This is a genomic window from Wolbachia endosymbiont of Litomosoides sigmodontis, from assembly GCF_013365435.1.
Lineage (GTDB): Bacteria > Pseudomonadota > Alphaproteobacteria > Rickettsiales > Anaplasmataceae > Wolbachia.
This window is the reverse complement of record NZ_CP046577.1, coordinates 731,293-752,894: the sequence shown is the minus strand read 5'-3', so window position 1 is coordinate 752,894 and position 21,602 is coordinate 731,293. Positions and strand designations below refer to the sequence as shown.

9 protein-coding genes are annotated in these 21,602 nt (G+C 32.5%); all 9 read left to right on the top strand.

What is annotated here, in order from left to right; translation table 11 throughout:
- Positions 1–4 precede the first annotated feature (4 nt).
- The 9 genes from GOY07_RS03050 to GOY07_RS03005 all read left to right on the top strand — a co-directional run bounded on the left by GOY07_RS03050 (position 5) and on the right by GOY07_RS03005 (position 19,305).
- On the top strand, positions 5–2,425 hold the full coding sequence (locus GOY07_RS03050; RefSeq protein ID WP_175838119.1) for a TrbL/VirB6 family protein: 2,421 nt from the start codon (positions 5–7) through the stop codon (positions 2,423–2,425).
- A complete protein-coding gene (locus GOY07_RS03045; RefSeq protein WP_175838117.1) occupies positions 2,422–5,514 on the top strand; it encodes a TrbL/VirB6 family protein in 3,093 nt (1,030 codons plus the stop codon). The genes GOY07_RS03050 and GOY07_RS03045 overlap by 4 nt, the downstream gene beginning before the upstream one ends.
- Positions 5,515–5,619: 105 nt before the next feature.
- On the top strand, positions 5,620–8,916 hold the full coding sequence (locus GOY07_RS03040) for a TrbL/VirB6 family protein (protein WP_175838115.1): 3,297 nt from the start codon (positions 5,620–5,622) through the stop codon (positions 8,914–8,916).
- Positions 8,909–9,553: a WD_0853 family protein gene (locus tag GOY07_RS03035; protein WP_175838113.1), complete on the top strand. Its 645-nt coding sequence runs from the start codon at positions 8,909–8,911 to the stop codon at positions 9,551–9,553. Before GOY07_RS03040 ends, GOY07_RS03035 begins: the two co-directional genes overlap by 8 nt.
- Positions 9,554–9,998: 445 nt before the next feature.
- On the top strand, positions 9,999–10,547 hold the full coding sequence (rsmD, locus tag GOY07_RS03030; protein ID WP_175838112.1) for a 16S rRNA (guanine(966)-N(2))-methyltransferase RsmD: 549 nt from the start codon (positions 9,999–10,001) through the stop codon (positions 10,545–10,547).
- A gap of 1,180 nt (positions 10,548–11,727) precedes the next feature.
- Positions 11,728–13,338 (top strand): UDP-N-acetylmuramate--L-alanine ligase, encoded by a 1,611-nt coding sequence (gene murC, locus GOY07_RS03020; RefSeq protein ID WP_175838536.1) that lies wholly within the window; start codon positions 11,728–11,730, stop codon positions 13,336–13,338.
- Between the two features lies 1 nt (position 13,339).
- The gene (gene eno, locus GOY07_RS03015; RefSeq protein WP_175838110.1) at positions 13,340–14,629 is read left to right on the top strand and encodes a phosphopyruvate hydratase; all 1,290 of its coding nucleotides are present in this window, start codon (positions 13,340–13,342) and stop codon (positions 14,627–14,629) included.
- Positions 14,607–15,629 (top strand): Obg family GTPase CgtA, encoded by a 1,023-nt coding sequence (gene cgtA / locus GOY07_RS03010; protein WP_175838108.1) that lies wholly within the window; start codon positions 14,607–14,609, stop codon positions 15,627–15,629. Before eno ends, cgtA begins: the two co-directional genes overlap by 23 nt.
- Before the next feature lie 1,714 nt (positions 15,630–17,343).
- On the top strand, positions 17,344–19,305 hold the full coding sequence (locus tag GOY07_RS03005; RefSeq protein ID WP_175838106.1) for a WD0745 family porin: 1,962 nt from the start codon (positions 17,344–17,346) through the stop codon (positions 19,303–19,305).
- The last annotated feature ends 2,297 nt before the right edge of the window (positions 19,306–21,602 follow it).

The window sequence follows — 21,602 nt, the reverse complement described above, 5'->3', positions numbered from 1 at the left end:
AGCTATGCGTAAGTTTTTGTTAGTATTAGCAATCTTCTTATTATCTAGTTGCGAGAATCGCTGTATTAAGCCAGAGAATTTGTCAAATTTGCAAGAAAAATTAAATGTGGTCTCAACACAACAGAAGTGGGTTGATTCTAGTGTTTACATTTCAGATAGAATAAAAGTAACGGAAATTAATATAGTGCCTAGCAAGGTCAATTTTTGTCCGCAGTATGAAGATTTTGCAATTAGACCTGAAGTAGATAACGGTACAATTCCACGCACATTGCCATTTGCGCTTAGAGCAGGTGATTCGATAAGCTTTAGTGTCATTGGAAATAAAATGTGTAAAAACAAAAAAGATGATACAATTAGGTATATAAAAATCGATGAAAAGTGCAGAGAGCAAGAAACAGAGTATTTTGCACATGTTTTAAATCAAAATGAATGTCAGCCAATATGGCTGGGTGGAAAATATCAGTACACAATATGTCCTAATAAATATATTATAGGCAATCTACAATGGTTAAATGGAAAGGAGTACTGGAATTCAAATTTTTCGAAGTTAGATCAAAATGAGGAGAAAATTAAAAGTATTATATATTCTATAAAACAAGAAAAAAGCATAGATTGCAGCAGTCTTTCAAATGATCAGAAAGGTGAGATAGATACGCGCATTTTAAATTTACTCTGTGGACATATATGTGAATTTGCTTCTAGCAACGAAAATAAGAGTTGTGTATATCCTGAATACAATAATGTAGGAGTTGAGATATTTCAGTCCATTAATAGTGCTAATGGTAAATCTATTGATGTTGAAGCTATTAGTAAAATACTGAAGGAAAGGCAGGTAAAGACTGGCATTACATTATTAAGTATTGACATGGATGGTGAAAAATTTAAACCCATTCCAACAGGTGGCATATGTACTAATTGTGATTACAAAATAGATAATGACCATCCAGTACCAAAATTAACTTTTAAGTTAGGTGACAGCGGTGGTAAAGGTGGTTTCAACATAAGAGTAACAAAAAAACATAGCCTAAAAGATAACTTATATATACGAGTTTCTAATAAATTTCCTGAGCATAACCCTGGTGAAAATCAGGGAGATATACCTGTAGACATTGGTAGAATTCATGATATTCGGTATATGGAAGACTTAAAAGAAAAATTAAAAGGCAAAAACGGCACTATATATTACGGAATAAAGGATCATGGCTGCAGTTATGAAAAAAATGAAGGTCAATTTAGCATTAACTTAACAATCAAAAAGCCACCTATAAAAACCTTCAGCGCAATATATAATTTTTTTGATGAGAAAATAAAAACTATATTTTTTGGCTCTAGCTACAAAGACCTTAACGCAATTCGTTCTGATACTAGCTCTGCTAAGTCTCTTTACCAGAGTTTTATATTATCTGGCAGGGCAAAAACTATTAGATCTACAATAGTATCACTGTTAATATTATATGTAATCTTATATACCATTTATTACTTTTTTGGATTATCTCATATTTCTATATATGAATTTTTGATTATATGCGTAAAGATAGGAGCTATTGCCCAGTTATTACAGGATGGCAGTTGGAGTTTTTTCTATAACAGTGCATTCTCTATTTTTATTGATGCTCCAAAACATTTAATAGAAATAGCAAACTTCAGGGGCACGACATCAAATGTTTTTGAGTTTCTCGATTTACCGTTAAATAGATTTTTATCATCACATTCAGTGTTATTAATAGTGTCTCTTATATTTTCTGGCCCTTTGGGCATTGTATCTTTCTGTTTAGTAATTTGGGGTTTAATAACAGTGAGCTTATCTATTTTTAATGCTCTATTTTCTTTTATTATATCCATGGCAATAGTTGTGTTATTGCTATCTTTAGCACCTATTTTTATTATTTTCCTTCTATTTGCGTATACTAGGCAGATGTTTCACAATTGGATCAAGCACCTAGCAAGATGTGCGATTCATCCAGTAGTGCTTTTAATTTCTATATCACTGATAAGTCAAGTTATGGATTATATCATATATTCAGTGTTTAATTTTGAAATCTGTTCTACATGTATACTTAATATTAACCTGAAAATTTTTGAATCTTGTATTCTACACGGGTATACTTCCAAGTATACACCTAACATCACTGCTATGATGGCTTTTGTTATCTTGGGGCACGCTATGAAGGCCTTAGTTGAAGCTTCTTCAAAAATATCTGACTCATTATTTGGTGTTTATATAATGAGCGAGCCTGGAAAACAATATCAACAGAGTTTAATGGGAATAGTAGGGTTAGATGAGGAAAATGTTCAAAGAAGAGAAAGAAGCGGAGAAGGAGGTGCTCCTCAACAATTGAATGCACCAAGCCAAAATGGCCAAATACCGCAAAGAGCTCTCGTGCCTAAAATACCTCCTACAGGAGGAGGTAGTAGCCTATTATGATAAATAGAAGATTGCTATTATTGATACTATATTTCGCAATCACTAATTGCAATATAGATTGTGTTGAACCTGGGTTGCAGAGCAGAAATACTAGCGTTAATGTAAATGTTCCAGTTCGTAAAGCTGATAAAGGTACTAAAATTCATTGGATTGATTCTGGTCAAGTAATCAGTAAAGGTGAGGAAATCAAATTTACTCTCGATGGGTCGATAAATTTTTGTCCTCTTAAAGAAGGTAAAAATCCAAGAAAAGTACTTGTACCTGCTGTATTTTGTGCTGATGGTTCAATACCAAGTTATAGTGATAAGTTAATTAATAATTCTGGCCTTAATAAACAAGAAGTGTGTAAGGACGTAGGATTTGGAAACAGTCAATCTTACAGCAAAAGACGTTATGTTGATACTGGAATCAAAGTAAATTTTGGTGACAAACTAAGATTCAGACTAATTCCTAGAGAGATAACAATTGATTATGATAATCCAGAAGGAAAAGGCATCAGTTTCGATGACAATTGTTATAAAACTGAAAAAGGAGATGACAAAGCTACAATAAAGGATCTGCTCAACGGAGGAACCTTTTATTGTGAAAATAATGGTAAAAGGATAGCAGAAAAATTTCCACAGCTTAGCAAAGGAAATATGGAAAAAAGAGAAGTGCTAGTTGGAAATGGCTATACCCCGTATGATAATAAAGTGTATTTTAATAAAGGCTATATTCAAGACAAAAGCCCATGGATGCATGGTTCGTTACTCGATTTACGTCGCACTAAAATAGGGTTGAATGAGTTATGTGATGGGAAAGACTGTGACTTCAACAAAGTGCAAAGGCAGGGTTCTACTAAAATAGAGTTAGATCAGCTATGCAAAGAAGGAAGGTGTGATTCTAATGAGATAAAGAAGTACAGCTCTTATGAGCTTAACTGTTACTATCAAAACTTGTGCTATACTGAGAGTGGTATATGGAATTATAGTTCACATGGAAACGAAGAACGGAACTGTGTCTCTTCTATAAGGTATAACAAATACGATAAAGGTAATAAGTGTGATATGTCTTCTTATCTTGAAGAGATTCAAAAGAAGCTGAAAAGTACTGAATTAGTTAATGAAAGTAATAAAGATAGCGAAGATGAAGATGATGAAAAGAATCAAGATATTTCTAGAGCTGAGGCTCTTGTTGCAAAGATAAGTGATTATTCAGGTAATGCAAATATTCCTGAGAACGAACGTGATGATATGAAGGACACTGCTAAAGGTACACAATGTCTTCCAAAAAGAAAAGGAGTACATAAGAACTTGGTATGCTCAGAACTAGACGATAATTTTAGGCATTTTTCTTTAAGGTTAGATCATGATTACGCAATAGATGTTAAAGATGTAAAACCTGATAGTAGTGTGATGCTTGCTATTGCAGATTATGATCATTACTACTATAATAGGGGTGGTTACCATGTTGAAGTAACTAAGTCATGTGAATATATTAATGGCCAAAAACTATATATCTACTTAGGTGATGAGCCACCTAAAGATTTCCATGGTGTAGGAACTAGTGATTTTCAAGTAGTGGGAATAAGAAAGGGAAAAGATGAGTATAACATATTAAATGTAATAAGTGGAAAGCATTTTCAGAATGGAGAGTCTAAAAAGATATATTTCGGTATTGATGTAAGAAGTGCCGTGAAAGATGATATTACGGACAAAAATGGTAAATATTATGAAAATAATAAGTATATTGTAACCTTATTTGTAAAAAGAAAGATTAATGATTTTATTTCATCAAATATAAACAAGGTATTTGATTTTATAAAAAAAGAAGTAATTCACAACAGCATAAAAGTTTCATATGAAGGGTATGCAAAAGGTCTCCTTCAAGGAGTAAGTGCTTTGCTTACTCTATATGTTATATTTACTGTTGTTGGCTATATGCTTGGAACAATACAGCTAAGTAAATTTGACTTTATTGTAAGGATGATGAAGATAGCATTTATAGCTTTTGCCCTTAGTGATAGAAGTTGGGAATTCTTGGGCATGACTTTATCTAAACTTTTTGTGGATGGTAGCACTTATCTAGTTGATAGTTTCTCTGGCTACATAGAAGAGGGAGGTAAAAGATTTGCATTCTTAGACTTAACAGTGGGAGTATTATTTACAGGAGAAACTTGGTTAAAGTTTTTATCATTAATGCTCGCTGGTCCTTTTGGTTTTATAGCTTTCCTGATAATACTCTATTCTAGTTTTATATTTTTACAATGTATTATTAGTGCTACATTTAAATATGTAATATCTACTATTCTAGTAGCGCTTTTGCTGTCATTAGCACCTTTGTTTATTATATTGATTTTATTTCAACAGACTAAATCCCTGTTTGATAACTGGATAAAAACTCTGGCTCATGTTGCGGTGCAACCAGTGATCTTATTTTCATCTTTATCCATTTTAAACCAATTGATGTATTCAGTCTTGTATAACCTCACGAATTTTTCTGCATGCTATCAATGCTTGGTTAGCATAAATTTCTTATCGTACGATCTTTGCATTATGAAATCAATACTACCTCTTGGGTACAATCCTGGTACTGGTATTGATGTTGCACTCAGCACCGGAGAAAGAACTGGTGGATATTTTGCAGCATTGCCTATAGATCTCATTCAGGCATTTATATATCTAATTGTTGCCAGTACAATGGAAGTTTTTGTTGGTGCATCAGAAACCATAGCACAAGCAATGTTTGGTGCTGGTTATGGGATAATAAATGGTGTGAGCAATGTTGCCAATAGCGCATCACAATCTATACTGTCAACTGTTGGCCTTGATCGTGATACTCAAGCAAATATCCAGCATATTAGAGGAGTTATGCATAAAGATCTGGTAGAAATTAAAGCTCAACTTCCAATGTCTAAGGAAAACCAAATTAAGAAATCATCGAATATATTAAATAAAGGAAAACATGATGATAGAAAAGATGTAAAGAAAAAGCAAAAACGAGCTAATGAACAACTAAAAGTACTGGGCAAAAAAGAATGCAGTGGTCAAGGAGATTATGTTGAAGCAACAAGCACTTCTGGTGAGGATCAACAATCTAAAGAAGAATGAGGAAAAATATGGGGGAGAGAATATGATTACCATGTAGTAACTGGTTAAAGAGATATTTTAGTAAAGTTTTAGAAATTTATTTCTATATTTGGAAAAAGTTTAGATATGCAGTTACGCTTAAGCAAATTTTGGTTTAGGTCACTACTTCTTGTAACTTATGTGCTGGTAACAGGTTGTGATAAGAATGATATGCCTTTTCCAAGATGTATATCTGCTGACTATTTTGGTCCTGAACCTATTACAATTAGTGCTCACTTTCCAATCGGTCATGATGCATTTTTCCCAGATGATGGAGAGGTTATTGACCCTGATACTGGAGAAATCAATTATGGTTTTCATCATAACCAGGTAATAAAGTGGAAAGATACTGGACTGGAAACTAATGGAGATGATTTGATAGTGCGAATTAGTGGTGCGTGGACATCTTGGAGTAATAATAAAAGAGAATCTCAAAATAGTTACAGTTTACAAAGTTTGGAGCAGCTAAAATATGCGACCAAATTTGAAGGAGAAGAAGGTGATAATAATTTGCCTAACTTTCACCTAGTTTGTAATGATTATAAACCTAGCACACCACAAAAGGTTTCAAATAATCCTAACGCAAGTTGCACTGTGAGTTGTAAATGCATTAATGAAGATGATGGCAAGAGTGCAGTGTCACGTGGAACTCCATGTTGGTTCACTAAAGGTTATGGTGCTTATCTTTTATTTAAATCAGGTGATGGTAACCCTAATGAAAGTTTGAAATCGATGCGTAATCCTTCATTTCCTACTGTACATTTGGGTCACAGTTCTACAGCAGAAAATGGAAGTGGATTATTTACTCTAGAAAGAAATAGCACTAAGTTAAAGGACCAAAATTGTGGCACAGTGAAATTAAAAAAGGGATGGAAAATATATGTAAAAATATTAGACAGATATTACTTAGATAATGCGGGTGGCTACTCCTTTGAATTTTTGAGTGGAGTGCAGAAGCCAAGTGCCTTTGGATTTTTTGATTATGTTTATAATTATTTGAAATGTGTGTTATTGATTAATGAAAATTGTGAGAAGCATTTTGGCAGTAAAGATCACGCAGCTGCACAAGCTATTTTCCAAAATATAGCAGAAAAAAGCACAAGTTTTCACAATTTTGTTCTTTCTCTGCTTGTTCTATTTATAGTAACTTCATCGCTTCTTTATCTTTTTGGTATGGTACAAGAAACTAAGCATGATATCTTCATCAGGATGATAAAAATCACTCTAGTAATAATGCTTATATCTCCTGGAAGCTTCAAGTTTTTCTATGATCATTTTCTTATTCTATTTATCAAAGGTCTTGAACAATTGATAAATATAATTACTAATTTTGCTCCCAACATTAATACCGGGAATGATTCAAGCTTTGCTCAAGGAGATGAAGCTTATGTTAAGTTGTTTAGCTTCATAGAGGATATGTTTGACAAATTTTTTGCTTACTCTGTTTGGAAAAAGTTTGCAGCTTTTTTACATTACCAAATGTGGGCAAGCATTTTTATGATGCCGGCTATTTTTATAGGAATCGTCTTATATTTTCTGTTGTGTTTGTATGCTTACATAATATTTCTTTCTGGTTTTATGGGTATAGCTTTTCTTATAGCTATAATGCCACTATTCCTAATCTCTATTTTATTTTCACCACTAAGAAGTCTATTTGAAGGTTGGATAAAATTTTGTATTAGTTTCTGTTTGCAATCAATTATGATGTTTACCTTACTGTCATTGTTAGCTGCAATTATAATGAGCACCTTTTATAGACAGTTAGGTTTCACTGTGTGCTATAATAAGTGGCTTGAAGTGAGATTATGTGCTCCAACATGGGTATTTGGCGGTTTTTGTGTTGTTGATAAGCAGTACTTTGGTTGGACTCCAGGGCAAATTTTTGTACCTTATACTATCGGAGAAGCTTCTACGCTGAATGTAGATAAAAGTATAGATGGCGTAGAAAAGATAAGCAGAGAAGGTGGTACAGTAAAATTTACTGGAGGGGCTAGATACATCCCACTCCCGCCGAATTATCCTAAAAATGAAAGCGGTGAATATGTAAAAGGTTTCCGTTACATAGATTATCCTTTCTTCAATCCAATTCCTAGCACTAAAGATAATTCAGCAGATCATTATATAGCAGAAAATGACATTGTAGTTAATGATAATTGCGGTGCAAAAGATCTGGTACGCTTGACAAATAGTTTACTACATGCAGTAGAAAAGGATGATATTCTATTGTTGATTAATAATATAGGCAAAAAAATAGGTGATGAGATAAAAAGGCATTATTGTCAATCTCAACAACATGAAGAAAAATGTAAAAATTATAAGGAAATAATAGGTGACCACAAAAAGGGTATCATTCGACTAAATTTAAAAAGTGAAATGAGGTCTTTAGTGCAGAGTGTGATAGAAAATCAGGGTTGTAAAATACTGAAGCTCCATGATTACAATAGTGAATACTGTCAAAAATGTAAAGGTTGTGAAGGTTGCAAAAGCTATCAAGAGAATAGTGATTATCAAAGGATACAAGATATACAAAGAGGTTATTTAATTAATGCAGAAGAGACCTTTATATTATTCTTGCTTTCGTTTTTAATGTTTTCTTTACGCAGGTTTGTACAACAGATGGGCTCAAGTGTAGCTGGTGGTGGATACGGCATTTACAATATGTCTAAAATATATGAAGGAGGTGGTATATTATCCCAAATTGATTTGCCATTTAAAATAGGTGGACAAAACATTAGCTTAATGCGTGCTATTTCTATGCCTAAGTATTTGTGGCAAGGTGCAATTGGTGGAAGATTAGATGCTCTTGGTAAGTTTGCTACTGAACTTCCTAACAGGTTAGCTGGAGGCACAGCTAATCTGTTAGGAAGAATGCCAAGGGTGGGAGGTGTATTGAAACATGCTATTGATATACCACGTAAACTTGTAGGTGCTACAATTGAGGCAACAAAATTTGCAACATTACCTGAAAGTGATGTTGATAAGCTTGAGGAGAAGATTTATAGAGCATTTGGAATTGATAAAGAAAATATTACACACAGAAGGATTGCTAGATATTTAGATTATTACAAAAGATATGTAGGCTCACATCTGAGCTACACAACAGAAGATGCTATGAAATTTACTTGGGAACATGGTCTTGATTCTATAGGGAAGCATGGCTATAATCATAATCTACTTTATAGGGCAAAAGAATACAGAAGAGCATTCTTAGAGAAGCTTCATGATGACACAATGGGACGTAAGAGGAAGCCAGAGAGACATAAAGATAAAGGTGGTAACAGCCAACTTGATACACCAGGTTTGAAACAAAACAAGAATTTATCGAATGAGTCAGCGAAAAGAGGTGTACCAAACAAGCTAACAAAAGGTAGGAATAATGAATAGGAATAACAAGGCTAGTAAAAGAAATTTCAAGGGCTTTGATTATTATAGACTGCAACAAGATGACAATGGTAACATAAAGTTAAATAATTATGATGATATTTTGAATGCGCGTAGAGCAAGAGTAGACTTATTGTTGGATAGTATCAAGCAAAGTGATGTTAATCTTTCAAAGCTAGATAAAGCTCTTAATGAGAAGCTCGTAAATGATAGAGGATTATTGTCTGAATTTGATCAGGAAGATCGCGAAATTGTGCAGGAGGAGCTTAAGATATTTAATATTTTAAATAATATTAATAATCTTACAAATATTAAAAGCGAAGATCTATTAGAGGTTAGTTTACTGCTGTCAGATCTTAGCTTCATTGAGAGAAATATTGTACTCAATACTGACCAGAATTCTGATTTAATAGACTTTAAAGGTTTATTCATTGAAAAAAGGGCATCTGGTGAGGAGTATAGCGATGAAGACTGTAAAAGCTTTCTCAACAATATAGACAAAATTAATACTATAATTAAGTTGGAGTTAGAAAGCAGAATTGAAGAATTGAACTATGATGAAAGGAATGACCATAATGACTTACAGGATGAAATTGGTTATGCAATTGGTATAGTTGATAAATCAAAAAAAAGTGATTGATTGATCTTGCGTTCGACTTGGAGCCAATTCTGGCAGCATTCACTTATTAGTGATTCTTTCCATAATAAGAAAGAAGTACTTAAGTAAACACAAAATAGTGCATATGTTGCAAAGAAAATTAAGTGCTGTAATTACAGCAAAAAAGCATAGTATAGCAGCAGTAACAAAATATGTTTCATTTCAAGAACAGCACTTAACTTTCTTTGCAACATATGCACTATTTTGTGTTTACTTAGATATTTCTTTTGCTGATTCCATGACTTTTTTTATCCAAAAATTTTGCTTTCAAAGCTATTTAACTAGTGCTATTTTACTTACTTTAGTATGGCTTCTTTTTCATTGTTATCTGTCTGTTCTTTTTATAATGGAATAGCATAAGATGCTAAGGTCATATTGACATAATTATATATTATTAAATAATTATTTATTTGGGAGCTCATTTAGTATGCTGCGTGTTATTGCAGGAAAATATCGTGGAAGAAAAATAACTGCAGGCAAGCATTTAGCTGCGCGGCCAACTACAAGTATTGTCCGAGAAGCAGTATTTAACGTACTCTCCTCAAAAAAAACTCTTTATAACTCAAATATACTTGATCTATTCTGTGGTAGTGGTTCTTTTTCAATTGAAGCTCTTTCTCGCGGTGCTAAGCATGCGTTCATGGTAGATTCAAACTATTATAATTTGCAATTACCTAAAAAAACAGCAAAAGATCTTGGTATTATAGACAGTATTACACCAATTTGTTGCAGTGCTAACGTATTGCCAAAGCCTATTTCAAAATGTGACATAGTTTTTATAGATCCGCCTTATCATAGCAATCTAGTTGACTCAACTTTGGAGGAATTGGCTAATTCAGGCTGGTTAAGTAACGATGCATTAATAGTTTTAGAAATTAGAAAAAATGAAGATTTTCAGTGCAGTAAAAACTTTAGTGTAATCTTAGAACGTACTTACGGCATAGCAAGAATAATTTTTCTTTCTTTATTAACTTAAATTGTATATACTCTATCATTGATAGGCCTCATGTTAATCCTTATTTCTCATTATTAATAAATCAAGCGAGTGACGTTGCAGAGTTGTTTAATTGCGAAGTAAAAAAAGAGGAATAAGTTTATATAAAGCGCTCTCAAGCAAAGCAATTGTATCATTAGACTTTGTTCATAAAATGTTCTATTTTATATACAACCAAAGTCTCTTAATAGGATTGAATTCAGGTGAGTATGGTAATGGATATATAATCTCGATATTTTACTATCTACCTTTATCTTGTTCATTATGAATTGGTCTTGGAATAATATATGAAAACTTCATTTAGTTTTTTTAACATATACGTTATTTCGTGCTTTCTTCAGCATTTCTTTTGCTGATTTCACGACTTTTTTTATCCAATAATTTTGATTTTAGCGCTATTTAATCTTCGCTATTTGCTTACTTCTGTGTGTCTTTTTTTTTATTATTGTCTATGCGTTTCTTATATAGTGGGAATTGATATTATTAACTAAACCTTTCAATAGATCATTGCTAAGTTCGTAATCCAACTCTCACCACACTTACTTTCATGCAGTATTGGTTACCTATAGAAAATAATCTTGAGTTATATTCCTTGCTTTTTGTATTGTCTTATTTTTAGTGAAGTTTTTGCATTTCTTTATTTGGCTGCTTTTTATAATGAGTGGTTTTTTGTATTAATTGTTCTGATATTTTTTTGAAAAATTACACTTTTACTTTTGCAAGTCCAGCTTTATGAAGCCCTAAAACTTTTGACTGCCTTTTCTGACAAGTCTGTTATCCTATCCTTAAATAAGTGGTCATCTGTTGTTAACTCTTACAACAAGCTTTCTTCCATTTTTTGAATTAATGACAAGAGCAAAGCAGGGTAGAGATAAAGTCTTATGGCTGCGGAAATCAAGAGTGACGGTTAAACACTTCTTCATTGCTGCAAGTGTGCCATGATCTTCTGTTCCATACCGATGTGCTATCTCTATTTCTTTATAATGGTTTCAATATTTGGGGTGGTAAGTTATACTATTGATTGTATTGATATTATCAATTTTATAATAGCTTGCAGTGTCATGACACCTGTTGAGGAAATTGCAACTACTTGTCAAAATGAATGTTAAGTGTAGAAGGGTTAGATTTTTTGTTGTTGTATTTAGTGAAGGTGGGTGATATTATGATGATTTTAAATTTTACTATACTAAATTTAGTAATAAGTAAAAATCTGCTGCTAAATATGAATGGAGTTCAGGAAGGAGTAATACATATAATTGGTATAGGTGGAATTGGAATGAGTGCTATCGCTGAAATTCTTCATAATTCCAGTTACAAAGTTCAAGGTAGTGATACGCAATTGAGCAATAATGTAGATAGGTTACAAAAGCTGGGTATAGAGGTCTACATTGGTCATAATGCCAATAATATTAGACAAGCTCAAGTAGTTGTATATTCTTCCGCCATAAAATCTGATAATGTGGAGTTAGTTGCGGCGAGAGATGGTAATAAGGCTATTTTGCATAGATCAGGCATACTTGCTGAGATTATGAAAGATAAGTATGTGATAGCGGTTTCAGGTTCAAGTGGAAAGACAACAACAACGGCCATGATTGCTTCTATTTTTGATCATTCTGGTGTTGATGCAACTGTAATTGTGGGAGGAATATTAAACTCCTATCAAAATAACTCAAGACTTGGCAAGAGTGACATTTTTTTAATTGAAGCTGATGAATCTGATGGAACTATGCTAAAGATCCCTGCAAATATTGCTGTTATAACAAGTATTAATGATGATCATATAGACTATTATGGAACATTTGATAATATCAAAAATGCATTTTCTCAATTTATAAGCAGTGCAGATTTTGCAATTTTGCCTGATTATGTAGAAATTAGCGATAGCAAAAGTAGTTACATAACATTTGAAGTTGAGGGTATTTATCCCTTTGTCATACAATCCCTTTTTATTACCCCAGTATATAACATTGTGCTCCAGAAAAAAAAATTGATGTCACGCCATGCAAAAGCGAGTAATATCAAAGCAAGTAACATTAAGCAACATAATAACAGTATAGAATTTGATGTGTTGATTGATGATTATAGTATAGATAGAAGTCACATGGTCCAGGTGTCATGTGCTGAGATGGCAGCAATCCCTGCTTTATCTGCCATTCAAATGACACTAGTTAGATCCAGAATTATAAAAAATATAGTACTATCAAACGCAATAGGAATACATAAGGTTAGTAATGCTATAGCTGCAATATCAGTTGCAATGAAGCTGGGAGTCACCGATTTGGATATTAAAAAAGGCCTTTTGAGGTTTAAAGGAGTTGCGAGAAGATTTTCTTTAGTGGCCGATATTAAAGGCGTTAAGTTAATTGAAGATTATGCCCATCATCCAAGTGAAATACAGGCAACTTTAACAGCAGCACGTTCAATCGCTAAAGGGAAGATAATAGGCGTTGTTGAGCTACTTCGTTTCACTCGTGTTCGTAATTTTTTCAATGAATTTATACGAATTTTCATGATGTTTGACTATATAATCCTTATTCCTATTTATCCTCCAGAAGACAAACCTATTTCTGGTTGTAGGATTGATGATATACAAGAAGCTTTAATCGGTAATGGATTTAATAACGTAAAGATTATGGATGATGCTTTGCTCGTTTCAAATTTTATTAGTAATTCGACAAATTCAGGTGATATTGTACTATTTATTGGTGCCGGTAATAATATAGCTAGGCTGGCAAGAGAAACTGTAGTGTTTATGTCAGGAGTGGAGATTTAATATGATAAAAAGAATAATTAATAATGTATTTGCAAGAGAAATTTTAGACAGCAGGGGTTACCCCACTATTGAGGTGGAAATTGAGCTCCGTGATGGAGCAATAGGTAGGGCATCTGTACCTTCTGGGGCTTCAACTGGCAAATTAGAAGCTTTGGAATTGAGGGATCAGGACGAAAAAAGGTATTGTGGTAAGGGAGTGCTGAAGGCTGTTCAGGCAGTCAATGAAGTGATAGCAGATGCGATTATTGGAATGGATGCAGCAGATCAAAGTTCAATTGATGAAACGTTAATCGAGTTAGATGGGACAAGAAATAAGTCTAAGCTTGGAGCGAATGCAACTTTAGGAGTGTCTTTTGCATCTGCAAAAGCGGCAGCAAACAGTTTCAAGATGCCGTTATATAGATATTTGGGAGGAGAGCAGGCAAGTGTTATGCCGTTTCCGCTGATTAACATAATTAATGGTGGAGTTCATGCAGATAATAAACTAGATTTTCAAGAATTTATGATTCTCCCTATTGGAGCTGAGGCTTTTAGTGAAGCGATCAGAATGTCTGCAGAGGTATTTCATAATTTGCGTGATATTCTTAGAAAGAAAGGTTATAGCACAAATATAGGAGATGAAGGTGGTTTTGCATCTAACATTGAAAGTACTGAGGAAGCACTTGACTTAATCATACAAGCTATAGAATCTGCTAGTTATTCAACACAGAGCCATTTTGCACTGGGGCTTGATATTGCTTCATCTGCTTTTTATAAAAATAGAATTTACAAATTTGCAAATAAGGAGCTTCCTTCAGAGAAGCTGGTTGAATACTATTATGACCTTATAAGAAAATATCCGATAGCTTCCATGGAAGATGCGATGAGTGAGGACGATTATGAGGGTTGGAAGTTGCTTACTGCAAAGCTGGGAAATAAAGTCCAATTGATCGGAGATGATTTATTCGTTACAAATTGTGAGCTAATACGTAAAGGAATAGAGGAAAAAATGGCAAATGCTGTACTAATCAAACCCAATCAAATAGGAACGTTAACAGAAACTTTTGCTGCTATTAGAATGGCAAGATTAGGTGGCTATAAAGCTGTTATTTCTCATCGCTCAGGTGAAACAGAAGACACAACAATATCTCATATAGCAATTGCGTCAAATTGTGGGCAAATAAAGACTGGTTCTCTATCACGTTCTGATAGACTTGCAAAGTATAATGAGCTAATGAGAATAGAGGGTGCATTAGGAAAAAATGCTAAATATTATCGCGAGTTAGTACATGGTCTTTGTAGACGAGGTTAAATTATATTTAAAAGCGGGTAATGGTGGCGATGGTTATGTAAGTTTTCGTCGAGAAAAATTTGTTGAATTTGGTGGTCCAGATGGTGGTAATGGAGGAAATGGTGGAAGCATAATTTTTGTTAGTAATGCAAATCTTAACACTTTACTTAATTTTCGTTATAGGAAAAACATTAAAGCAGGTAATGGAAAAAGTGGTGCGAGTAGAGATAGATCTGGCACAGCAGGGAAAAATGTTGTACTTAAAGTGCCAGTTGGCACACAAATGATCGATGAAGAAAGTGAAAAGGTAATAGTAGATTTTAATAAGCCTGATATGGAGTTTTTAATAGTGCAAGGTGGAAAAGGTGGACTTGGTAATGCTAATTTTAAGTCTTCTATTAATAAGGTACCAAAGCGTTTTACTTATGGTCAGTCTGGTGAAGAAAAATGTGTAGTATTAAAGCTCAAAGTTTTATCTGATGTTGGTATTATTGGTATGCCAAATGCAGGTAAATCTAAATTTTTAACTCGCTGTTCAAATGCAGATACAAAGGTAGGAGACTATCCGTTTACCACCATTAAGCCTCATTTAGGTGTAGCAAAAGTGGATAATAGTGAAGTTATAATAGTAGACATTCCTGGAATAATTACTGATGCTCACCTTGGAGTTGGACTTGGGCATAAATTTTTGAAACACGTAGAAAGGTGCAAAATCTTATTGCATTTGATTGATATAACTCACGATAATGTCATTTCAGCTTATAATTGTACGCGCAATGAACTAGAACTTTACAATAGTGATCTTGTTAAAAAAGAAGAAATTGTAATGTTAAACAAATGCGATTTGTTAAGGGAAGTAGAAATTTTTGAAAAAAAGAATCATCTAGCTGATTATCTTAATAAAGAGGTGCTGTGCTTATCAATTAGTGAAGATTTACAGCCAATTCTAAGATTATTAAATGAAAAATTAAAAAGGGGAAGTCCTAGGGAAATGGGTGTATATGATCCTTTTAGGAGATGAATTCTATCTTACAATAAGATTGAGCTCAGATGAGTATAGTGGTAGATATATAATATTGATATTTTTAGGTACCTTAAAATTTTTTGACTTATACCAACTAGTACAATCTATAATTAAGAAAGGCATCTCATATTCTTAAGTATTGCAACATTTGTTCAAGAAATATATTCATACAATCAATGGTGATATTCGATACAAATAAGCTGTAACTCTCTTTATTTTTAGAATTAATTGCACTGTAAAGATAAAAATTTTTCTACTAACTTTACTTTAATCTGTGTTTTGGCACCCTTTTAAAATCGCCCGTATCCAACTTTCAAATGTGTACTAAACCGCGATTCATCAAAGAAAAATAACTCTATTTCTCTTAGATTCTTATTCTCATTTCTTTAGTGATAATATTGGTTTTTTTTGTATTCATATTTCAACTTATTTAAATATGCTCTGATTCAATTTAGTTTTTCTACAAAGTTGAAGAATAGTCAATGCTCTTTTTGAAATAGAACATATTTTTGCTACTGCAGTTATATTGTGCTTTTTTATTATAATTACAGCATTTAGTTTTTTTGCACATATGTGTTATTTTGGACTTTCTTTAGCGTTTCCTTTGCTGATTACATAACTTTTTCATCCGATATTTTAATACCATTTGAACCTAGCTATTTTACTTACTTCAACATGGCTTCTTTTCCATTGTTGTCCATCTGTTCTTTGTAAAGTAGGAACTAGTACTAAAACACAGGTTAAAGTAAAATTAGTAGAAAAAGTTTTTATCTTTACAGCGCAATTAATCCTAAAAATAAAGAGAGTTATAGCTTATTTGTATCGAATATCACCACTGATTGTGTGAATATATTTCTTGAATAAATGTTGCAATACTTAAGAATATGAGATGCTTTTCTTAATTATAGATTGTACTAGTTGGTATAAGTCAAAAAATTTTAAGGTACCTAAAAATATCAATATTATATATCTACCACTATACTCATCTAAGCTCAATCTTATTGAGAGGCTTTAATTATATGTAAAATAGAACATTTTCGTAACAAAGTCTATAATACAATTACTTTTCTTAAGAGCGTTTTGTATAGATTTGTTATCTCATATATTCTTGCTTTGCAATTGAACAACTCTGTAATGTCATTTATTTGATCCATAACCAATGAGAATTGGTATAAGAAAATAAGGTAAAGAGTATACTTCATTCCCCATATGTGCTATTGAAGAATAAGCTATTTAATATAGTGATTTATAAATTTATCAATAACTTTAAATTCATCGTTATCTTCTATCATAGATTCTGTAATCCAATCGTTATTTTTTGAATTTATACTGCCTGTAGTGCTAAATTAATTGCGTGAGAAACGAAAATCCATATATTTTAAATTAAACAATATTACTTAATTATACTACAAATTGGTATTGTTGTCGATAATTATTGCTAATATTTTAGCAAGTAATAAGATATTTTATTGTCTAATTGTAGAAAAATTTTATTTCCATAGAGTGAATATTAGGGTTATTACATGGGTAACAAATGAAAAACCTCTGTGCTAAATTTTAGTTGACGTGCATGTTAAAGATATTAAAATTGTTTTTGAGGTATTGCATTTTGTTCTTGTTTTAACTATAAGGTTGGTTTAAGTTGAATTTTCAACATTTTTGTATTATTTATGTTTAAGATAATGATTTTGAAATTTTTTGGGGGCACTTCATGAAAAAATTTACTTATACTAGAACTGCTCTAGCTTCTTTATTAACTTTATGTTCTTTCAACAGTTTTGCTGCTGACTCTTTTAATGAAGTTATGAAGGAAGTAAAAAAGCAAGAGAACACAGAGTCAACCGTAACTTCCGAGAAAATGGAAATTATGAAGACATCAAACAAAAAGCTAAAAGAGAAAATGCATAGGATATGTAATGCTGATCCAAGAACAAAAGCTGAAGAGCTTAAGAAGAAAGATGAGCTCAAATTAGCAGCTCAGAAAAAGAAAGAAGAATTAACTGAAAAGAAAAAAAGGAGGATGAGTCTAGCAAATGAAAAGAGAGCAGAATCTTCAAATGCTAGGAATTCTAATGTAGAGAGTTCAAAGACTAGAAGTGCAAAAACTAAGAAAGCTAGAGATATAAAGAAGGATTTAAAGAAAGATGTAAAAGTTGTTAATCAAAATGTAGAGAAAAAAGGTAAAACAAGCCCTGTTGTCTCGGTTAGTAGCATTGATGTTGTCGATACTAATCAAGGAATAAGTGGTTTGAAAGTAACTTTTGGTGGTGTTGTTGATGCTCAAGGTTATGGCAAAGCTGGGCCAAGTGATGAAGATTATAAACGCTATAATGTTATGTCAGGCAAATCTACTGGTTACTATGATGGTATTTCAGATAAGGTAAAAGGAGCAAATCCAATATTTCCTAGTGAGATAGGAAATATCGGTGATTATAGTGAAGACATGGGTATGATTGCAGATGCGATATTGCACTTGAGAGCAGAGAATGAAAATGAAGATAAGGGTCTTCTTTATGGTGCTGATGTGCAATTCCAAGTTCCGGTAACAGAAGGTAAAGGAGCTTCACAGGGTATTCGTGCTGCGAGGGGTAGAAGTGCACATGTCTTTTTGAGTTCGAGGTATGGTGACTTAAAACTTGGTTATCAGTTTGGTCCTGAGGCTCTGATGAGGCTTGATGCAACAAGGATTGCAACTATTGATGGAGCTGCAGATAGTGACTGGTTTAGAAAAGTGAATTTAGAAGGAAGTGCTGCAAGCTTTCCATTTTATGTAACACCACGTCTTTACACTGAAAGTTTCTCAAGCGAAAGTGAAAAACTTTCTTTCCGCATGGCGGGGAAATATTATAAAGACGTTATGGCGGCTACATTGCCATTTAGAGTCGCTTACTACTCGCCAAATTATGTAGGTGCAAGATTTGGTATTAGCTACTCACCTCGCTACAATAGTAATTTGTTTGTTATAAAGGATGGTGATGATATAAAACATGTTGGTCCAGGCTATGAGCACATAGTAAGTGCTGGTACATTATATGAGTATGATTTTAGTAAACATAAGGTAAAAATTAAAGTTGCTGCAGTTGGTGAATATGGTCAAGCAAAAGAACCTGATAGTACTAAGTATGCTTATAGAGAGTATGTGAAGTACAATAACCTAATGGGTGTTAATTTAGGTATAAGTGCTGACTACAATATTAATGAGAATCAAGGTGTAAAATTTGCTACCTCTTTTGCATATTTAGGTAAATCTGGTCAACCAAGGGGTATTGAAAAGTTGGTTGGTAATGCCTATCAAAAAATTGATGGTAAAGGTGTTACTGATGATGATAAGAGAGTGAAAGGGCTCGAAGATCAGTTTAAAGGAGATGATAAAAATACTATGTATTGGACTACAGGGGCTGGTTATCGACATGAGAATTTCTATACAAGCTTGACGTACTTTGGTAGTAAGATGAGTGATGGAGATAAGCTTCACGATGTTGCATTTGGTATTCAGTATGATCTCTCTCCTGCTTGCAGTAAGGGAAAATTTGTTCCTTATGCATCTTTCCATTATTTTAAAACTGATGAAAAGCAAGGTGATGGATATAAAATTACAAAAAAAGATAGTTCGGAAATAGTGCCTTCTAATCAAGGGGTTCTCTTTCTTACTGGTATGAAATTTTCTTTCTAATTAGGGTTAGTGCACACCACAGCTGTGGTGTGTATTTCCATGTCATCTACTCAGGCTTTCAGGATTATTTTTGTGTGGAAAAATTTTTAATATATGTCTAGATTAGAATGAAAGTAGCAATATTATTGATATAATAGTGAATCTTGATAAAGAGTTTGAGAAGATAGTATAATCTTATTTCATGTTGTAACGAGTAAAGCGCTAGATCCCAAATTGGTCAGATAATCCTCCTGGACTAAGTTACAACGTGTCACTAAAGAAATTCTATCAAGTATTAATGGTGCTAATTAGGAAATATAACAAGTATTGTCATCTTATACTCATTCTCATTATTAATGGGTTAAATGAGTGATATTGTAAAATTGTTTAATTGCGGAGTGAAAAAGAGAAGTAATAAATTTGCACAAAGCGCTTTCAAGCAAAGCAATTGTATTATAGACTTATTACGCAAAATATTCTATTTTATATAGAACAAAAGTCTTTCAATAAGATTGGAGCTCAGGTGAGTATGGTGGTAGGTACGTAATCTCGATATTTTTGGTACGTTTAAATTTTTTGACTTATATTAACTAGCACGATCTACGATAAGAAAGGCCTCTTGTGATATTTGTTCAAGAAATATATTCATATAATCATTGTTAACATTCTAGTACAAATAAGCTAGAACTCTCTCCATTTCTAAGATTAACTATACTGTAGAGATAAAAATTTTGTCTACCTAACTTGCTTTAGTCTGTGTTTTAATGTCCTTTTAAGCTACCATGATCTAACTTTCGAATGTATGCCAAGTTGAGAGATTCATCAAAAACAATAACTCTTGTTTAGGATACTTATAATCAATTATCACTGTATAAGGAACGTATAGGTGTAGTAAGGGAAAAGAAGCTTTGCTGAAAATGAGTAAAATGGCGAGGTTTAAATGAGGCGTTGACATCAAAATTAGTTGAAAAAATTAAATGCTGTAATTGCAAGTAAAAAGACATAGTAAAGCATAGCAAAAGTATTTTTATTTCAAGAATAAGTATTGATTACATGGATAAAGCACCTAAAATTTGGAAGAGAAGAAAAATCATTTACTTTTCATCAACTTCATAAAAAAATTAGATTGAATCTAGGTTAACTTGAGCAAGTTAAAGTATGAATATAAGAAAACGCTAACTTTACCTTTAAAGAAATGAGCATAAGGATCCGTGAAAAATTTAGCTTAAATATTAGTAAGTATTACAGTATACCTTAAATATGCAAAAATGAAGTTTTTGTATACTACACCAAGACTAATTTACGATGAACAAGATAAAGGTAGATAGGAAAAATTAAAAAAAACTTAACGAAATTATTGATAAATATCCTGAAAAGAAGCTGCTTTTTTTTGACGAATCGAGGTTTGGTACACATTCAAAAGTTGGATATAGGTGATTTAAAAAGGGCGTTAAAATGCAGATTAAAGTAAAATTAGGTAGACAAAAATTTTATCTCTCAGTGTAGTTAATCTTAGAAATGGAGAGAGTTCTAGCTTATTTGTACTAGAATGTTAACAATGATTACATGAATATATTTCTTGAACAAATATCACAAGGCCTTTCTTGTCGTAGATCGTGCTAGTTAATATAAGTCAAAAAATTTAAACGTACCAAAAATATCGAGATTACGTACCTACCACCATACTCACCTGAGCTCCAATCTTATTGAGAGACTTTTGTTCTATATAAAATAGAATATTTTGCGTAATAAGTCTATAATACAATTGCTTTGCTTGAAAGCGCTTTGTGCAAATTTATTACTTCTCTTTTTCACTCCGCAATTAAACAACTTTATAATATCCTCATTTAACCTATTAATAATGAGAACAGGTATCATTTCTTTAATGTAATATTAGAATTTTCTTGTATCCATACTTCAACTTATTCAGAATTGACTTTGATTTAATCTAGTTTTTTTTATGAAGTTGAGGAGGAGTAAATAATTTTTTTCTCTTCGAGTTTTGAGTACTTTATCCATGTAGTCAATACTTGTTCTTGAAATCGACATATTTTTGTTATGCTATACTGTGCCTTTTTACTGCAGTTACAGCATTTAATTTTTTCCAACATAAGAATTATTTCATACTTTCTTCAGAATTTCTTTTGTTGATTCCACAACTTTTTCATCCAATAATTTTAGGTTTAATACTACTTAAATCTCGCTATTTTATCTGCTTAAGTGTAATTTCTTTCTATTATTGTCTATTTATTTCCTGTACAGTAGGAATTGGTATAATTTTATTTTTACTGGTATGCTTTTTCTTAGCTGGGTAAGCA

Bases quoted from the DNA above. Each gene is read 5' to 3' on its own strand.
- GOY07_RS03050 (WP_175838119.1), top strand. From the start codon at position 5: ATGCGTAAGTTTTTGTTAGTATTAGCAATCTTCTTATTATCTAGTTGC.
- GOY07_RS03045 (WP_175838117.1), top strand. From the start codon at position 2,422: ATGATAAATAGAAGATTGCTATTATTGATACTATATTTCGCAATCACT.
- GOY07_RS03040 (WP_175838115.1), top strand. From the start codon at position 5,620: ATGCAGTTACGCTTAAGCAAATTTTGGTTTAGGTCACTACTTCTTGTA.
- GOY07_RS03035 (WP_175838113.1), top strand. From the start codon at position 8,909: ATGAATAGGAATAACAAGGCTAGTAAAAGAAATTTCAAGGGCTTTGAT.
- rsmD (WP_175838112.1), top strand. From the start codon at position 9,999: ATGCTGCGTGTTATTGCAGGAAAATATCGTGGAAGAAAAATAACTGCA.
- murC (WP_175838536.1), top strand. From the start codon at position 11,728: ATGATGATTTTAAATTTTACTATACTAAATTTAGTAATAAGTAAAAAT.
- eno (WP_175838110.1), top strand. From the start codon at position 13,340: ATGATAAAAAGAATAATTAATAATGTATTTGCAAGAGAAATTTTAGAC.
- cgtA (WP_175838108.1), top strand. From the start codon at position 14,607: ATGGTCTTTGTAGACGAGGTTAAATTATATTTAAAAGCGGGTAATGGT.
- GOY07_RS03005 (WP_175838106.1), top strand. From the start codon at position 17,344: ATGAAAAAATTTACTTATACTAGAACTGCTCTAGCTTCTTTATTAACT.